The sequence below is a fragment of the Pseudomonas sp. A-1 genome (genome assembly GCF_004801855.1).
Lineage (GTDB): Bacteria > Pseudomonadota > Gammaproteobacteria > Pseudomonadales > Pseudomonadaceae > Geopseudomonas.
The window spans coordinates 1-16149 of record NZ_SSTC01000008.1 but is presented as its reverse complement, the minus strand read 5'-3'; the positions used below and the strand labels follow the sequence as shown (position 1 = coordinate 16149).

The window sequence follows — 16149 nt, the reverse complement described above, 5'->3', positions numbered from 1 at the left end:
AAACGGCGTGCCCGTAATTTTGCGATACTCTCCCATCGACGAAAATTTTGCGGTTTTTGGACTTTTCAACACCCCGCATTACTGGCAGGAAGCCCTTGACTACCACCTACGATCACCTCATTCACCTGGCCCGCGCTGGCGCCAATGCTCTTCATCTGGCCTCCTACGAATGGCAGCGAGTCCGCGGTCATGCCATCGGCCTTGCTCGAGAGCTCGCTCTACCCTTGTATATCTGGAGCCAGTCGGGTGGCCTGCTGGTCTGCGATGGCCAGAGTGAGTCCCTCCTTGAGGAGGACGCCCGCGATCCGCTGGACATGCTCCAACAGATCCACTCCAGCGATGAGCCCGGCATATGGTTGCTTGAGGACTTCCAGCCATTTCTCCACGAACAACACCATCCCATCCTGCGATGGCTGCGCGAAATTGCCAGGCTACCGGCCGCGCCACGTAAACTGGTGATTCTCAGCACACCGCTTCCCGAACTGCACATCGACCTGCGCAAGGAAATACCCACGCTTGAGCTGGAGCTGCCAGGTATCGCGGACCTGCGAGCCGTGCTCGAGGATACGGCGAGCGAGCTGTGTGTAAGAGCCGATGCCGACGACCAGGCACTGCTCGAAGCGGCACGCGGCCTGACCGTGATGGAGGCACGCCTCGCCTTCGGCAAGGCGGCTGCGGAGCTGGGGCGGCTCGATCATGCGGCTATCCCGCTGGTGGTCCGCGAGAAAGAGCGCATCATCAGGCAGAGCGAGGTGCTGGAGTACTATCCGACCGATACCCAGCTCAACGATGTCGGCGGGCTGGATCAACTCAAGCGGTGGCTCGAGCGCCGTGGCCAGGCTTTTGGGGCCGGTGCACGCGACTTCGGCCTCGACGCCCCCAAGGGGGTCTTGCTGCTTGGTGTGCAGGGCTGCGGCAAGAGCCTGCTGGCCAAGGCCATTGCGGCAACCTGGCAATTCCCGCTCCTGCGCTTCGACATGGGCAAGGTGTTCGGCGGCATCGTCGGTCAGTCCGAGGGCAATATCCGTACGGCGCTGCAGGTGGCCGAGGCACTGGCACCCTGCGTACTGTGGATCGACGAAATCGAAAAAGGCCTGGCCGGAATGGGGAGCTCCGACCAGACGGATGGCGGCACCACCGCCCGTGTGGTCGGCTCCTTGCTGACCTGGATGCAGGAAAAGCGCGCCCCGGTGTTCGTCGTCGCCACCGCAAACCGCATCGACATGCTGCCTCCCGAACTGCTGCGCAAGGGCCGCTTCGACGAAATCTTCTTCGTCGATCTGCCTACGCGCCAGGTGCGCGAGGAAATTCTCTCGATCCACCTGCAGAAGAAGAAGCGTGATCCAGGCGATTACGACATCTCCGCTCTGGCAGGACAATCGGTCGGCTATTCGGGTGCCGAACTGGAGGAGGCGGTGCGTGAAGGTCTCTATGAAGCCTTCTACGAAGGGCGCGAGCTGGCTACCGAGCACATTGCTCGCGCCTTGCAGAACACCTTTCCGCTGTCGCGCACCATGTCCGAGCAGATCGACGAGCTACGCAAATGGGCTCGAGTGCGTGCGCGTCTGGCTACCGCGGAAGAGCCCGAGGCACTGCCCATTGAGGCCGCCACCACTCCGCGCCTGCGCCAGGAACTGACGCGCAACCCGTTCATTCCGGGGAACAAATCGTGAAGGCGCTTTTCTTCCATGCGGCCGCCGCCAGTCCCCGGATTGCTCCGGCGCTGCTGGGTCAGGCAGGCAACACCCTGCGGCCCTTCGACCGTTTCCTCAACCAGGCCATTCATACGGCCAAGGAGCGACAGTTCCGCTATGCGCTGCCCTGGCAGCGCGTCCGCAACCTGCTGACCCTGAGTCTGGAAGCGCTGGACAGTCTGCTGCAGATCCCGCGGCGGATACCCGGCATGCTGATTGCCGATTGGCCTGAAGGCAGGGAGCCGGATCTGGGGCAGCAGGCCTTCGTGATGAACCGGGGAATCCCTGTCCGGGTGCTGTCCAGCAGGCACAGCGGAGCGGGGCTGGCAATCGTCACCGATCCTCCGCTGCAAGCTGGCGACTCGCTGGTATGGTGCATGCATACCTGCACCCTGGTGCCGGAAAGCGAACCGCTGCCTCCTCAAGAGATCGCCACGGCGGATGGTCGCCCCCTGAAGCTGTTGGGTGTTCCGCTGCCTACAGACGATCACTGCTGGCAACTGCTGGTGGAAGGTCGACACAACGACATGGAGGTGTTGGTTGACGGCGAGCGACTTGAGGCCAAGGCCTTGCCGAGCATGGATGGGGTACGCCGGGTTCGCGACAGTGTCGGGGACTCCTTCGATATCACCGAGGGCAAACTCAAGACCGAGAAGCTACCGGCCGAGGGTCCCCTGACCGGCGACAATGGCATTCGTCTGCGCTGGCAAAGACCGAACGGCCACGGTCAGAAGGGTTTCTGGGTGCAACTGCTGCCGCCGGAGAAGGAGGATGGCGAACAGTTCATCGACCCGCGGGCGGCCTTCTGCGAGGATGGCGTCGAGGAGGTCTGGACTGAAAAGAAGCATCGCCCAAACAGCGTCTTCAAAGTGCGCAAGGTCGACAACGATCGCTATCAGCTCCTGCTCAATGAACTGCCTCCCGAAGGCACGACACTCTATCTGCCCATCGACCTGCGCAATCTGCAGTTACAGCGCCGTGCCCTGTACCAACTGATCAATGCGCCCCTGCCGCACCATCAGGGGTTGCTGCGACTCTGCGAAGATCCGGAGAAAGTCAGATGGCCCATGGTTTCGCCACATGAGCCAGAGCGCTGGCACGCCCTGACCGACGCCAGCCGCAGCGGTACCGATCAGCAGCGCCGTTTCGTCGCCAAGGCCTTGGCCAGCCCCGACCTGGCCCTGCTCGAAGGGCCTCCCGGCTCCGGCAAGACCACCGCGATCTGCGAAATCGTCCAGCACCTGGTCGAGCGCGGCGAGCGAGTGCTGCTGTGCGCATCGACCCATGTCGCCATCGACAATGTTCTCGAGCGTCTGCTCGCGTCGAGATCGCCGATCGATGCCGTGCGCATCGGCAAGGCGGATCGGGTCGACGACAAGGTGATGGGTTGTCAGCTGGACGCCAGGATCGAGGTATTGGTCAACGGCTGGCGGCAGGTGCCTGGCATGTCCGCGTATGTTGAAGCGGAGCTGAAGGCCATGGCCGAACGCACGGTTGTCATGGCGGCCAACCTGACGTGCGGAACGACCATGGGCATCGTCAACCACCCGTTGTTCCGGGATGGCGACCGTAGCCAGAAGAGCTGGGAGCGTCCGATTGCCAGCCTGCCGCATTGGGACGTGCTGATCGTCGACGAGGCCAGCAAGACGCTGATCCAGGAGTTCATGGTGCCGGCACTGATGGCCCGGCGTTGGATCGTTGTCGGCGACGTACACCAGTTGCCGCCCTTTGCCGACCGCGCCGATATGGTGGCCAACCTGCGCGATCTGGTCGACGACAAGGAAAAGTCGCTGTTCTCGCGTGACCATCAGCGCGCCTGCCTGCTGCGCTATCGCCTGCAACGCAGGCAATTGCGCCAGCCAGGTATGCGCTGGCTGCTGGTCGAGCCGGCGGGCGTTCTCGACTGGCTGGCCAGGGAGCTGGCTGCGCGTCCGGCGGATAAGGACTTCTCGGCGTTGCGCATCGTGGCGCGATCAGGGCGGAGCGATAGCCCGATTCCTTGCCTCACCGTGGAGCAACTGAAGGCAGGTAGCAGCGAGGCGCTGCGTCTCGCCGCAGCCGACTGGGTGTTGGTCGGCGAAGATCTGCTGGGCGAGGTCGCCGATTTTCTGCCATCGAGCCTGCTGTGCACTCGCGACCTCTGTAGCGGCCAGCACAGTCTCCCCGAGAGTAGTGCGCTGCTGCTGCGCCAGCGGTGGTGGCTGGAGTCGGCCCGCCAACTGCCGCGCCCCTACAAGGATCGCGGTTTCAAACGTGAAGACATCAGCACATTCAGAGCCAGCCAGGCTTGTGAGCAGGAATGGTTGAGTCGCAACGACTTGGGGCAGGAGCTCGCATGGCGACTTACCCGTTTGCACGAGTTGCGCCATAGCCAAAATCAGCGGGAGCTGCAGCGTCTGCATCGCGATCTCGATGAGCTCCAGCCGGCTGCGGTGGAGATCTCCGAGAGGCTGCAGGAGATCCAGGATATCGGTTTGCCCAGCATCCTCGAAGTGCTGCAGGAGGGTATCGGCGAGGAGCGCAGCAAACGCCCCAGCAGTCTTACGGAAGGAATGCGCCGGCGAAGAGACGAGGACTTCCAGGCTCGCTTCGAAAGCCTTTCCTGGCAGCACCGGATGCATCCCGAAATTTCCCGATTCTCCCGCGAGCAGATCTACAGGGGCGGCTCGCTGCTGGATGCCAACACCATTGAAAGCCGCGATGCACGGCTCGGCTGGGATTTTGCCGGTTTCCCCAGTCGCTGTGTCTGGCTCCATGTCGACGGCATCGAGAATAGCGGCGAGAACCGCAAGGAGGTCGAAAGAATACGTGCGCTGGTCGGACAGTTCATCGACTGGGCAAGGCACAAGGGAGCTCCCCGCCGCAGCGAGCCTGCCGTTTGGGAGGTGGCCTGCCTGTGCTTCTACACCAAGCAGGAACGTGCACTGTCGCAGATGCTCAAGGAGCTTACCGGCGACGACCGCAAGAGCCGCTTCAGGGTGTCGGGCGTGCCGATCGAGATCGTCTGCGGCACCGTCGACCGCTTTCAGGGGCGCGAAGCCGACCTGGTCCTGCTGTCGATGCGCAACACCCGGCGCGTGGGGTTCCTCGACAGCCCGAATCGACTCAACGTGGCGGTGACCCGTGCACGTCAGCAACTGGTCATCGTCGGCAACGCAGGCTACTTCGAGCGTTGCGGCACGGCGGAGCTGGAAGAGCTGGCCAAATCGACAAGACGAATGGAAGGACAGGATGTCATGCGCCGGAGACGCAATAAATCATGAAGGCCGTACTGACCACCCCGATCAATATCGAGAAAGTCACTGCCGTTGCCGAAATGGCATGGCTGGAGCGGCGCCCTGAGCTGGGCCTGGTATGCCGGGCAGCACGTCACGGAGGTGGACTGACAGCCGCTGCCGTGCAATCCGTATTGCCGGGACTTGGCGATGCAGGCGCCCGGAATGTCGTCGGTTGGTGCGTGACGCTTGGGCTGTGCGATAGTCAGGGCGGCCTGACCCGGTTGGGTGAGGATGCGGCGGAAAGCGACCAGGCCCCGGTGCCCGAGCAGGGCGTGTACCGCCTGTGGCTGGTGGATCACCCGCTGACGGGGCGGCGCATCCTGCATGTGGAACGGCAAGGTGCCGGACAGGATCGACAGCGTTTCGACGATATTCAACCACTCCCGATCCATCCCGACAGCGCGGTGACTTTCCAGTCCGTTGTCGATGGACGTCAGCGCTTCATCTTTCGCACGTTCCCCGGCAATCACGCGCAGCCAGGCTGTGTACGTGAGTCCTCAGGCAGTAAGTGCCAGATGCGCTGGGTCTTGGATTTCGAACAAGAGAGCACCTCATGGCAACTGGAGGGAGACCTCGACAGCGGTTCTCGGGGCGCCTTGCAACCGAGCGAGCACAAGGCCGAGCAGGTCGACATCGACCTGTGGGGGGAACTGGAGAGCTGGGCGCATGGGCCACTCGACCCGCATGGCCGGTGGCACGCTGCCGAGCGTCGCCTGGCGGTCCCCCTCGAGGCACTCAAGGAGACCGAGCAGGACAGCTTCAGGAAAACCTTGAAACTCCAGCATGTTGATGTGCGCGGCAAGGGCCACTGGCAAAACCTCACACTATCGGATGTATCCATCGGCCCGCAGAGCACCAGAGATGCCGAGCGCTGGGCACTCAGCCGGCTCAAGCGCGACCTGCGCAAGAAACCGGGCTACCGCAGCCGGGCGGAACTGCGGGAGCGTTATGCGATGCTTGGCGAGGGAACTCCACTCGAGCCCTTTGCCCCGACCCTGCCCGATCATGCGGCGCTGCTTGGCGAACTCAGGGACGATCCCGGCATGTTCTGGTCACTGGCAGCTCCCGTGGATCTCGCGCCACACCCGGTGCCCAGGGAAGAACTGCAGCCCCTGCGCATCGGAGTAGCTGAGGCAGCCATTGCCACATACGGCAATACCGTGCGCATGCCCTATCGCAGTGGCTGGGCAATGCAGGAGCTGATGGATCGCCTCCTCGTCGGCAATCGGCCACAGCGTGTCCTGCTCTGTGACCGCTATGTACGCGGCAAGGACAATCTGACAATGCTGCAGCTGCTGGTCGAAAGTGTGCGAGGGCGCTACCCCGATATCCGCATCGATGTCTGGACCGACGAAGCGGAAGCCGATTTCCGGCAGATCCAGAGCATCACTGGGCGCCCGCCTCGCACCTATCACGAGATATTCGGTCGGGCGCGCCAAGGTCAGCCGCATGATCGCTTTCTGCTGGTTGCACCCGACTCCGGCCCTGGCTTTGGCTGGCAGATGTCCAACAGTCCGCTGCATGCCCGCACAGACAGCGCCGATGCAAGCCCAACCACATGCTTGCGCTGGAAGGAGCTGCTGGCTTACCGCCTGGCCGCAGAGCAGCTACAGGAACAGTTCAAGCACTGGCTCGCGGGAGGTGGGCAATGAATACGGGAGTCATCGTACGGATCGAGCGCGAGCGCTGTGAGGATCGTCGTGACAACCGCCTCGCCACTGCCTGGACAGGCACGGAGTCGGTCCTCTCGCCTCCCGGTAACGGGCAGGCGCTCCGGCGGGACGATACGAACTCGGCAAAGTTTGACTTCACTGCCAACATGCCCGTTCTGGTCATGCTTGGCCACGAGCATCCGGGGGTCATCCGGGCGCTGCTGCAGGCGGCCGATGCCGGTGCCCGCGTCTATGTACTGGCGCCTCCTGGCTGGGGCGTCGGCAGTGGCGATCCGGGACTCTCCGAGCGGCGGAAAGCCACTGTTCTGGTGCGCCGTCTGGCATCGCCGCCTCCTGCCTGCGGTGTTGTTTGCGCTGATACGGCCCAATTATGGGCCGGCGCCGCTGTTCAGGAGCCAGCGCCATGGCGACTCCAGTTGGACGGAGACCAGGCGGAGGCTTTCCGGCAGGTGTTCCTGCGGCTGTTCTGGCTGGAGGCGGTAGACGAGGCATGGACCGGAGAAGGTGCATTGGCTTTCCGCCCTGCCAGAGACAGACCTTTCGATATTCCAGAGCAAGCGCACAGTGCTTCTGTTCGGCTGGAGCAGGCCGGCGCCCGATGGGCCATCGCCGAGCACAGCATGGTCTATCTGAACCCCGGAAGCACTTTGCCCAAGGGCGAGCCGGAAAGACTCTGGCTTCCCCCGTCCGGCCAGCAGCATGCGGAATTGGCCCGTCTACAGGAGAATGGCACGGAGATCGTCGGCGGAAATCTGCAACTGCCCGACCTGGCGACCACCGGCCAAGCCGGCACGCTGTTGCTGCCGGGTACACACAGGCGACTGCGGCTTACGTTTAACGCCTCTCAGGCGCGCGATGCGCAACTCATTCTGGCTACCGAGCCGGCTTGGCGTTTCACCACGGGTATTTGCCTTGGTGATCGAGAGCTTGCGGAAAAACGTCTCTGGCTAGACGGCAGCCCATCGGCCGCTCCTCTGGTGCCCGAGCAGAAGATGCCAGTCGGAGAGTTCCAGGCTGAGAACCTGCGAGACATGGATAATATTCAGCCATCGTTATGGCCTGCGGTACAGCCTCTGGCCCTGCAGGCTCGCTACACCTGGAGCGTGCGGCCGCCTCGCCTGCCCGCAGGTTCGGAGGAGGATCCACTGGTGCGCGACTGGCGCAGGCTCGACGAGAGCTATGTCGAGCGCCTCGGCCAGGCACGCAGGCAACTGGAGGCTGCCGAGCATCAGCGCAGTCGTCTTGGCAATACCTTTGCTCGGCTCCTGGGGTCCATGCTGGGGTTCTCGCGGACACAGGAATCATTGGCTCGCCAACTCGCGGTTCTCGGGCAGAAAAAACCATCCCTCGAGGGACTGGCGGCAGGCGACTTGCTCGTGCGGCTTGCCGAGCTGGAAACGCAGCTCGGCAAGCTCTGCGGCGACCTTGAGAAGACAGAGCGCCAGGCCGAAGAAGACGACGAAAAGGATCGCCAGCAAAAAGCCTGGGAATCAAGAACGGCCGAGGCCAGGAACAGGCTGGCTGGTCTGCGCCCGGCACTGGCCGAGCGTGAGCGACGCTTTCAGGAGGTACGTGAAGCGCTCGCTCTCCTGAAGGAGCAACTGGCCAAGCCGGATGCAGCGGCCAGCCAGGAGCGCAAGGACATGCAGGCTCGCCAGAAACGGCTCGGGGATGAGCAGCAGCAACTGGACAAGCAGATCAACCGGTCGCGCAGTGAGATCGCCAGCCAGGAAAAGATCGCCAGTGAAGCTTTCGAGTTCAAGAGGAAGTCTCAGCCGCTCCCCGTCGAGAAAGCTTCTAAAGCGCGCTTCGTACCCGAAGCGTCCGCGCGCAGGACGTCGACGTCGGGTACGCCTCCTGCCGAGGCATTACCCGAAGTGGGCACTTTGCGCACATGCAAGAAGGAGCGCTATCTCGTGATCGACCGATGGGACGATCTGTTGGAGGGTGAGAAGGCCGCGGTCCGTCTCAATGCTCGCCTGGTGGCCGGAGAATTCGCATGAAGGAACAACGCATCACCATCGAAATCGACGCACAGGGTCGGATCTCCGCCGACGCAGAAGGGTTCACCGGCGACGCCTGCCTGAAGGATCTGGAGCGGATTCTCGAAGGGCTCGCGCCAGGCCGGGCAACCTTGGAACGCAAATCCGATACCCCTGAGGCTCGAGTCACGACACTCCGCAGCCAGAGCCTCGGGAGAAAGTCATGAGCGCCTACATCACCCTGATGACCCCCATGATGGATGAGGAGTGCCTGATTGCCAGCATCATCGATCAAGGCCTCTCGGCAGCCGATATTGAGCGTGCAGCGGATCCCGTGGTGTTGCGAGGCTGGCAAAAGGGGCTTCGGGCAAACATTGTTCTCCGCAAGGAAAACACTGGCGATGCATACAATGATGTCGGTTTTCTCCGTACCACAACGGGTTACAAAGCGATCTTGAGCGACGACTCCTCGCTTTATGGACAGCAATGGCTGGCCCGTGTTGGTGTGAGCTACCAGCGCCACATGACAGCCAAGCTGGAACGCCTGGCTGCCGAGGAGCGCCGCCGCCTGGAGGAGGAGCGTCAGAGACTCGTGGAGGCCCAACGCACGGCGGTGCACGAAAAGGCCCGCAAGCTGGGCTACCAGGTGAAGGAGTCTCGCGAAAAGGATGTAATTCGTCTGGTTCTGGTGAAGCGGACTTACTGATGCACGTGAACCTGGCCCGTACGCTCAGCCGCAGCTCCGCGAATGGTCCGGGGGAGCGTTTTGTCCTCTGGACCCAGGGTTGCACGCTGGCCTGTCCCGGTTGCTGGAATCCGGATACCTGGCCCTTTGTGCGCCGCGAGCTGCGAGAGGTCGCGGCGCTGGCCGACGAGATTCTGGCTGTCGAGGGCATAGAGGGGGTGACGTTCACTGGTGGCGAGCCTTTCGCTCAGGCACGCGCCCTCGCAGCCATCGCCGAACGTGTACGCCGGAAAGGACTCTCGGTGGTGGTGTTCACTGGCTACGATCTTGCCGAACTGACCAGCCATGACGCGCAGCGCCTGCTTGCACAGGTCGATTTGCTGGTTGCCGGCCGCTATCGGCAAGAGGAGCGTCTGGATGGTTCACTGCTGTTGGGCTCGAGTAACCAGCGCCTGCACTTTCTATCGACTCGATATAGCCCTGTCGACCTTCAGACCTTGCCTGGGGTTGAGTTATTCATCGGTAACGATGGTGCTATCGTGGCCACCGGATTTCCTGATACAGAGCTACTTGCCTCTACAACAACTGTCTGATGATGAATTGAAAAGTTAGCGGCTCGCTCCGCGACACCCTTTGTCGCACCCCGGTGGCACAATGCGCGTTCTGTCGGTCGAGGGAGCAGGACATGCAGGACAACGAGCTGACGCCGGGGCTGATGGTGGTGCACGGCAACCGCCTGGAGGAGCTGCGCGAGCTGGCGGTGGCGTGGATGCAGCGTTATCCGCTGGCGCCGCTGGAGAACGAGGTGGTGCTGGTGCAGAGCAACGGCATCGCCCAGTGGCTGAAGCTGGCGCTGGCCGAGCAACAGGGCTGCGGCATCGCCGCCGCCGTGCAGGTCGAGCTGCCGGCGCGCTTCCTCTGGCAGAGCTACCGGGCGGTGCTCGGCGGCGACGCCATTCCGCGCGAGTCGCCGCTGGACAAGGCGCCGATGACCTGGCGGCTGATGCGTCTGCTGCCCGGCCTGCTGGATGGCGAGGTCTTCGCCCCGCTGCGCCGCTTCCTCGAGGACGACGGCGACCTGCGCAAGCGCCACCAGCTGGCCGAGCGCCTGGCCGACCTGTTCGACCAGTACCAGGTGTACCGCGCCGACTGGCTGGCCGACTGGGCCGCCGGCCGCGACCGGTTGCGCACCTCGCGCGGCGGCATGAAGGCGCTGGACGAGGCGGCGCTCTGGCAGCCGGCGCTGTGGCGCGCGCTGCTCGCCGACGTCGGTGACGAGCAACTGGCGGAAAGCCGCGCCGGGGTGCATCCGCGCTTCGTCGAGCGCCTGCGCAGCGTCGAGCGGCGGCCGCGCGGCCTGCCGCGCCGGGTGGTCGTGTTCGGCATCTCCTCGCTGCCGGCGCAGACCCTCGAGGCGCTGGCCGCGCTGGCGCGCTTCAGCCAGGTGCTGCTCTGCGTGCACAACCCCTGCCGGCACCACTGGGGCGACATCGTTCCCGACCAGGACCTGCTGCGCCACCAGTACCGCCGCCATGCGCGCAAGGCCGGCATGGCGGCGGGGCTGTCCGCCGACGAGCTGCACCAGCACGCCCACCCGCTGCTGGCCGCCTGGGGCAAGCAGGGCCGCGACTACATCAACCTGCTCGACATGCACGACGACCCCGAGCACTACCGCGAGCGCTTCGCCGCGCTGGGACAGCGGGTCGACCTGTTCGCGCCGGGCGACACCGGCCACCTGCTCGGCCAGCTGCAGGACGACATCCTCGAGCTGCGCCCCCTTGGCGAAACCCGCACCGCCTGGCCGCCGCTCGATCCGGCCCGGGACCGCTCGCTGCGTTTCCACATCGCCCACAGCGCCCAGCGCGAGGTGGAGATCCTCCACGACCAGTTGCTGGCGCGCTTCTCCGCCGACCCGACCCTGCGCCCGCGCGAGATCATCGTCATGGTCCCCGACGTCAACGCCTACGCGCCGCACATCCAGGCGGTGTTCGGCCAGTACGCCCAGGACGATCCGCGCTGGATTCCCTTCACCCTGGCCGACCAGGGCCAGCGCGGCTGCGAGCCGCTGCTGATCGCCGTCGAACACCTGCTGAAACTGCCGGAGGGGCGACTGACCGTCAGCGAGGTGCTCGACCTGCTCGACGTGCCGGCGCTGCGCGCGCGTTTCGGCATCGACGAGGGCGAGCTGCCGACCCTGCACCGCTGGATCGAGGGCGCCGGCATCCGCTGGGGGCTGGACGCCGAGCGCCGCGCCGCGCTCGGCCTGCCGGAAGGCCTGGAGCAGAACACCTGGCGCTTCGGCCTGCGCCGCATGCTGCTCGGCTACGCCGTGGGGCGCGGTGCGGCCTATGCCGGCATCGAGCCCTATGACGAGATCGGCGGTCTGGACGCCGCGCTGATCGGCCCGCTGGTCGCCCTGCTCGACGCCATCGACACCCTGCACCGGCGGCTGGCCAAGCCGGCTGCGGCGCAGCAGTGGGGCGCGATCCTGCGCGGCCTGCTCGCGGGCTTTTTCTGCGCGCAGAGCGAGCGCGACGAGACCCTGCTCGGCCAGCTGGGCGAGGCGCTGGACGACTGGCTGGCGCTGTGCGCCGGCGTCGGGCTGATAGAGCCGCTGCCGCTGACCGTGGCGCGCGAGGCCTGGCTCGGCGCGCTGGACCAGGGCCGCCTCAGCCAGCGCTTCCTGGCCGGCGCGGTGAACTTCTGCACCCTGATGCCGATGCGCGCCATCCCGTTCCGCCTGGTCTGCCTGCTCGGCATGCAGGACGGCGACTACCCGCGCAGCGCCACGCCGCTGGACTTCGACCTGATGGCCGGCGACTACCGCCCCGGTGATCGCTCGCGCCGCGAGGACGACCGCTACCTGCTGCTGGAGGCGCTGCTCGCCGCCCGCGAGCAGCTGTACGTCAGTTGGGTGGGGCGCAGCATCCGCGACAACAGCGAGCGCCCGGCCTCGGTGCTGGTCGGCCAGCTGCGCGACCATCTGGCCAGCGGCTGGCGTCTGGCCGGCGGCGGCGACCTGCTGGGCGCGCTGACCACCGTGCACCCGCTGCAGCCGTTCAGCCGCGACTACTTCGCCGAGGCCGATCCGGCACTGTTCAGCTACGCCCGCGAGTGGGCCGCGCTGCATCGTCCGGCTGGCACGGAGGCGGCGGGGCAGGCGCTGCCGCCGTTCCAGGCCGACGCGCCGCTCGGCCTGGAAACCCTGCAGGGCTTCCTGCGCGACCCGGTCCGGCACTTCTTCACCCAGCGCCTCAAGGTGCATCTCGACGAGGAGGCCAGGGCGCAGCTCGACGAGGAACCCTTCGGCCTCGACGGCCTGCAGCTGTACCAACTGCGCCAGACGCTGCTCGGCGCCGCCAGCCTGGCGCTGGAGGAGGGCGCCGGGCAGGTCGAGCCGGCGCTGCAGGCCACCGCCCTGCGCCTGCAGCGCAGCGGCCAGCTGCCGCTGGCCGGCTTCGGCGAGCGCCTGCGCGAGCAGGTGCTGGCGCCGTTGCCGGCGCAGGTACAGCGCTATCGGGCGCTGTGCGCCCTGTGGCCCGAGCGGCTGCAGTCGCCCAGGGCGCTGCAGTTCGAGCATGCCGGCGTCGAGCTGGACGGCTGGCTCGGCGGCCTGCGCACGCGCGGCGCGGACGGCGAGCTGGCGCGCATCGAGCTGCAGCCGGGGGCGCTGAAGGACAAGAAGGGCAAGGCGCTGAAGTGGCGGCGTCTGCTCGGCGCCTGGGTCGCGCACGTCGCCGCGGCGGCCTGCGGGCTGCGCCTGACCAGCCTGCTGGTCGGCGAGGATCTCAGCCTGCGGCTGGCCCCCGTCGAGCCCGAGCGGGCCCGGGGCATCCTGCGCGGCTGGCTGGAAGGCTACGCGGCCGGCCTGAATGCGCCGCTGCCGGTGGCGCTCGATACCGCCATCGCCTGGCTGTCGGCCGGGGACGAGGAGAAGGCGGCCAGGGCGGCCTGCGAAACCTACGAGGGCGGCTACCAGCGCACCGGCGAGGTCGAGAAGAGCGCCAGCCTGGCGCGCCAGTACCCGGACTTCGCCGCGCTCACCGCCGACGGCGACTTCCAGGCCTGGAGCCAGGACCTCTACCAGGCGCTGCTGCAGGCGGAAATCGAAGAACTCAAGGAGGGGGCCGACGCATGAGCCCGATCACCCACGACCAGCGCCCGCTGGCGCTGCGTTTCCCGTTGCGCGGCAGCCGGCTGATCGAGGCCAGTGCCGGCACCGGCAAGACCTTCACCATCTCCGCCCTGTACCTGCGCCTGGTGCTCGGCCACGGCGAGGGCGAAACCGGCTTCGGCCGCGAACTGCTGCCGCCGGAAATCCTCGTGGTGACCTTCACCGACGCCGCCACCCGCGAGCTGCGCGAGCGCATCCGCGCCCGGCTGGTGCAGGCCGCCCGGGTGTTCCGCGCGGAGGAGGCGGGCGACGACCTGCTGCAGCAGCTGCGCGGCGATTTTCCGCCCGGGCAGTGGCCGGCCTGCGCCCGCCGGCTGGACATCGCCGCGCAGTGGATGGACGAGGCCGCGGTCTCCACCATCCACGGCTGGTGCCAGCGCATGCTGCGCGAGCACGCCTTCGACAGCGGCAGCCTGTTCACCCAGACCCTGGAGACCGACCACGGCGAGCTGATGGCCGAGGTGGTGCGCGACTACTGGCGCCAGCAGTGCTACCCGCTGGACGGCGTCGCGCTGGGCTGGGTGATCAACCACTGGCAGCATCCGGACACGCTGCTCGGCAGGCTGCGCCCGCTGCTGGGCGAGGCGGCCGCCGCGCCGGCGGAGACGCTGGGCGCGCTGCTTGAGGCGGCGCTGGCTGCCCGGCAGGCCGGGCTGGAGCGCATCAGGCAGCCGTGGCAGGGCTGGATCTGCGCGCTTGACACGTTCTATCGCGAGGCCAGTGCGGCCGGTCAGTTCAACGGCACCAAGCTCGGCGCCAAGACTTTCGAGCCGCGCCTGGCGATGCTCCGCGCCTGGTGCGAGGGGGATGGCGAGCTGTCGTTCAAGGACGACCACTTCAAGCGCTTCAAGCTCGACGGCCTGCGCGATGCCTGCAAGAAGGGTGTCGAACTCACGCTGAGCGCGGCGGTGCGCGAGGCCCTGCAGGACATGGAGACCCTCGAGCAGCGCCTGCAGGCGCTCGCCGATCCGGCCGAGCCGGCGCTGCGCCACGCCGCCGCCTGGATCGGCCGGCGCTTCGACCAGGAGAAGCGCCGCCGCGCCGAGATGGGCTTCGACGACATGCTCGCCCGCCTCGACGCCGCCCTGCAGGGCGACAACGGCGTGCGGCTGGCCGGGGTGATCCGCAAGCAGTTTCCGGTGGCGCTGATCGACGAATTCCAGGACACCGACCCGCTGCAGTACCGCATCTTCGATGCCATCTACCGCGTCGAGAGCGACGATCAGGCCACCGGACTGTTCCTGATCGGCGATCCCAAGCAGGCGATCTACGCCTTCCGCGGCGCCGACATCCACACTTACCTGCGCGCCCGTAGAGCCACCGCAGGCCGTCACGAGAATCTGGACACCAACTTCCGCTCCAGCCAGGTGCTGGTCGATGCGGTCAACCGGGTGTTCGAGCTGGCCGAGCGGCGCGCGGAGGGCCGCGGCGCCTTCCTGTTCCGCGAGGCTGGCGGCACGGACGGCAATCCGCTGCCCTTCCATGCGGTGCGCGCCAGCGGCCGCCGGGAGGTCTGGCAGGTCGAGGGGCAGACGCCGCCGGCGCTGACCCTCTGGCAGCTGGCCGGCGACGAGCCGCTGTCCGCCACCACCTATCGCGCCGAGATGGCCGCGCGCGCGGCCAGCGAGATCGTCCGTCTGCTGGGCCTCGGCCAGCAGGGCCAGGCCGGCTTCGCCAAGGCGGACGGTTTCGACGCCCTCGCGCCCAGCGACATCGCCGTGCTGGTGCGCGACCGCAAGGAGGCCGAGGCGATCCGCGACCAGCTGTACCGGCGCGGCGTGCGCAGCGTCTACCTGTCCGACAAGGACTCGGTGTTCGCCAGCCAGGAGGCCCGCGATCTGCTGCTGTGGCTGCGCGCCTGCGCCGAGCCGGATGTCGACCGCCCGCTGCGCGCCGCGCTGGCCAGCCGCACCCTGGGCCTCGCGCTGGGCGAGCTGGAGCAGCTCAACCAGGACGAGCGCATCTGGGAGCGGCGGGTCATGCAGTTCCGCGGCTACCGCCAGCGCTGGCAGCGCCAGGGCGTGCTGCCCATGCTGCGCCAGCTGCTCCACGACTTCGCCCTGCCGCAGCGACTGATGGCCCGCGCCGACGGCGAGCGCGCGCTGACCAACCTGCTGCACCTGGCCGAGCTGCTCCAGCAGGCCGCCGCCGAGCTGGACGGCGAGCAGGCGCTGATCCGCCACCTGTCCGAGCTGCTGGTCGGCGAGATCCAGGCCGCCGAGGAGCAGGTGCTGCGCCTGGAGAGCGACGCCGCGCTGGTGCGCGTGGTGACCATCCACAAGTCCAAGGGCCTCGAGTACCCGCTGGTGTTCCTGCCGTTCATCTGCGCCTTCCGCCCGGCGGAAGGCGGCAAGCCGCTGGCGGTCCACGACGGCGAGCGGCGTAGCCTGGTGCTCGATCCCGATGACGAGACCGTCGAGCGCGCCGACCGCGAGCGCCTCGGCGAGGAGCTGCGCCTGCTCTATGTGGCACTGACCCGCGCCCGCCACGCCTGCTGGCTGGGCGTCGCCGATCTCAAGGACGGCCGCGCCGATCGCAGCGGGCTGCATCGCTCGGCGCTCGGCTACCTGCTCGGCGGCGGCGCGGCACTGGCGGGCAGTGCGGCGCTGGCGCAGTGGCTGGCGCCGCTGGCGGTGGCCGGGGAGAGCGCCGTGCTGCCGGCG

Annotated in this window: 9 protein-coding genes; all 9 read left to right on the top strand. The window is 66.7% G+C overall.

Annotated elements, in window-relative coordinates; all coding sequences use genetic code 11:
• Positions 1-95 precede the first annotated feature (95 nt).
• Entirely contained in the window at positions 96-1673 is a 1578-nt protein-coding gene (locus E5198_RS02535; RefSeq protein ID WP_136488446.1) for an AAA family ATPase, read from the top strand.
• Complete coding sequence (locus E5198_RS02530) at positions 1670-4957, top strand: AAA domain-containing protein (RefSeq protein WP_136488445.1); 3288 nt, start codon at positions 1670-1672, stop codon at positions 4955-4957. The genes E5198_RS02535 and E5198_RS02530 overlap by 4 nt, the downstream gene beginning before the upstream one ends.
• A complete protein-coding gene (locus tag E5198_RS02525; protein WP_136488444.1) occupies positions 4954-6624 on the top strand; it encodes a hypothetical protein in 1671 nt (556 codons plus the stop codon). Before E5198_RS02530 ends, E5198_RS02525 begins: the two co-directional genes overlap by 4 nt.
• Complete coding sequence (locus E5198_RS02520; RefSeq protein WP_136488443.1) at positions 6621-8648, top strand: hypothetical protein; 2028 nt, start codon at positions 6621-6623, stop codon at positions 8646-8648. The genes E5198_RS02525 and E5198_RS02520 overlap by 4 nt, the downstream gene beginning before the upstream one ends.
• Entirely contained in the window at positions 8645-8854 is a 210-nt protein-coding gene (locus tag E5198_RS02515) for a DUF2997 domain-containing protein (RefSeq protein WP_136488442.1), read from the top strand. Before E5198_RS02520 ends, E5198_RS02515 begins: the two co-directional genes overlap by 4 nt.
• Entirely contained in the window at positions 8851-9333 is a 483-nt protein-coding gene (locus E5198_RS21435; protein ID WP_168772461.1) for a hypothetical protein, read from the top strand. The genes E5198_RS02515 and E5198_RS21435 overlap by 4 nt, the downstream gene beginning before the upstream one ends.
• Complete coding sequence (locus tag E5198_RS02510) at positions 9333-9905, top strand: 4Fe-4S single cluster domain-containing protein (RefSeq protein ID WP_168772460.1); 573 nt, start codon at positions 9333-9335, stop codon at positions 9903-9905. The genes E5198_RS21435 and E5198_RS02510 overlap by 1 nt, the downstream gene beginning before the upstream one ends.
• A gap of 92 nt (positions 9906-9997) precedes the next feature.
• Positions 9998-13450, top strand: a complete 3453-nt coding sequence (gene recC, locus E5198_RS02505) for an exodeoxyribonuclease V subunit gamma (RefSeq protein WP_136488440.1) — start codon at positions 9998-10000, stop codon at positions 13448-13450.
• The coding region (gene recB, locus E5198_RS02500; RefSeq protein ID WP_136488439.1) for an exodeoxyribonuclease V subunit beta at positions 13447-16149 on the top strand (2703 nt) is incomplete at its 3' end. The genes recC and recB, both read left to right, overlap by 4 nt.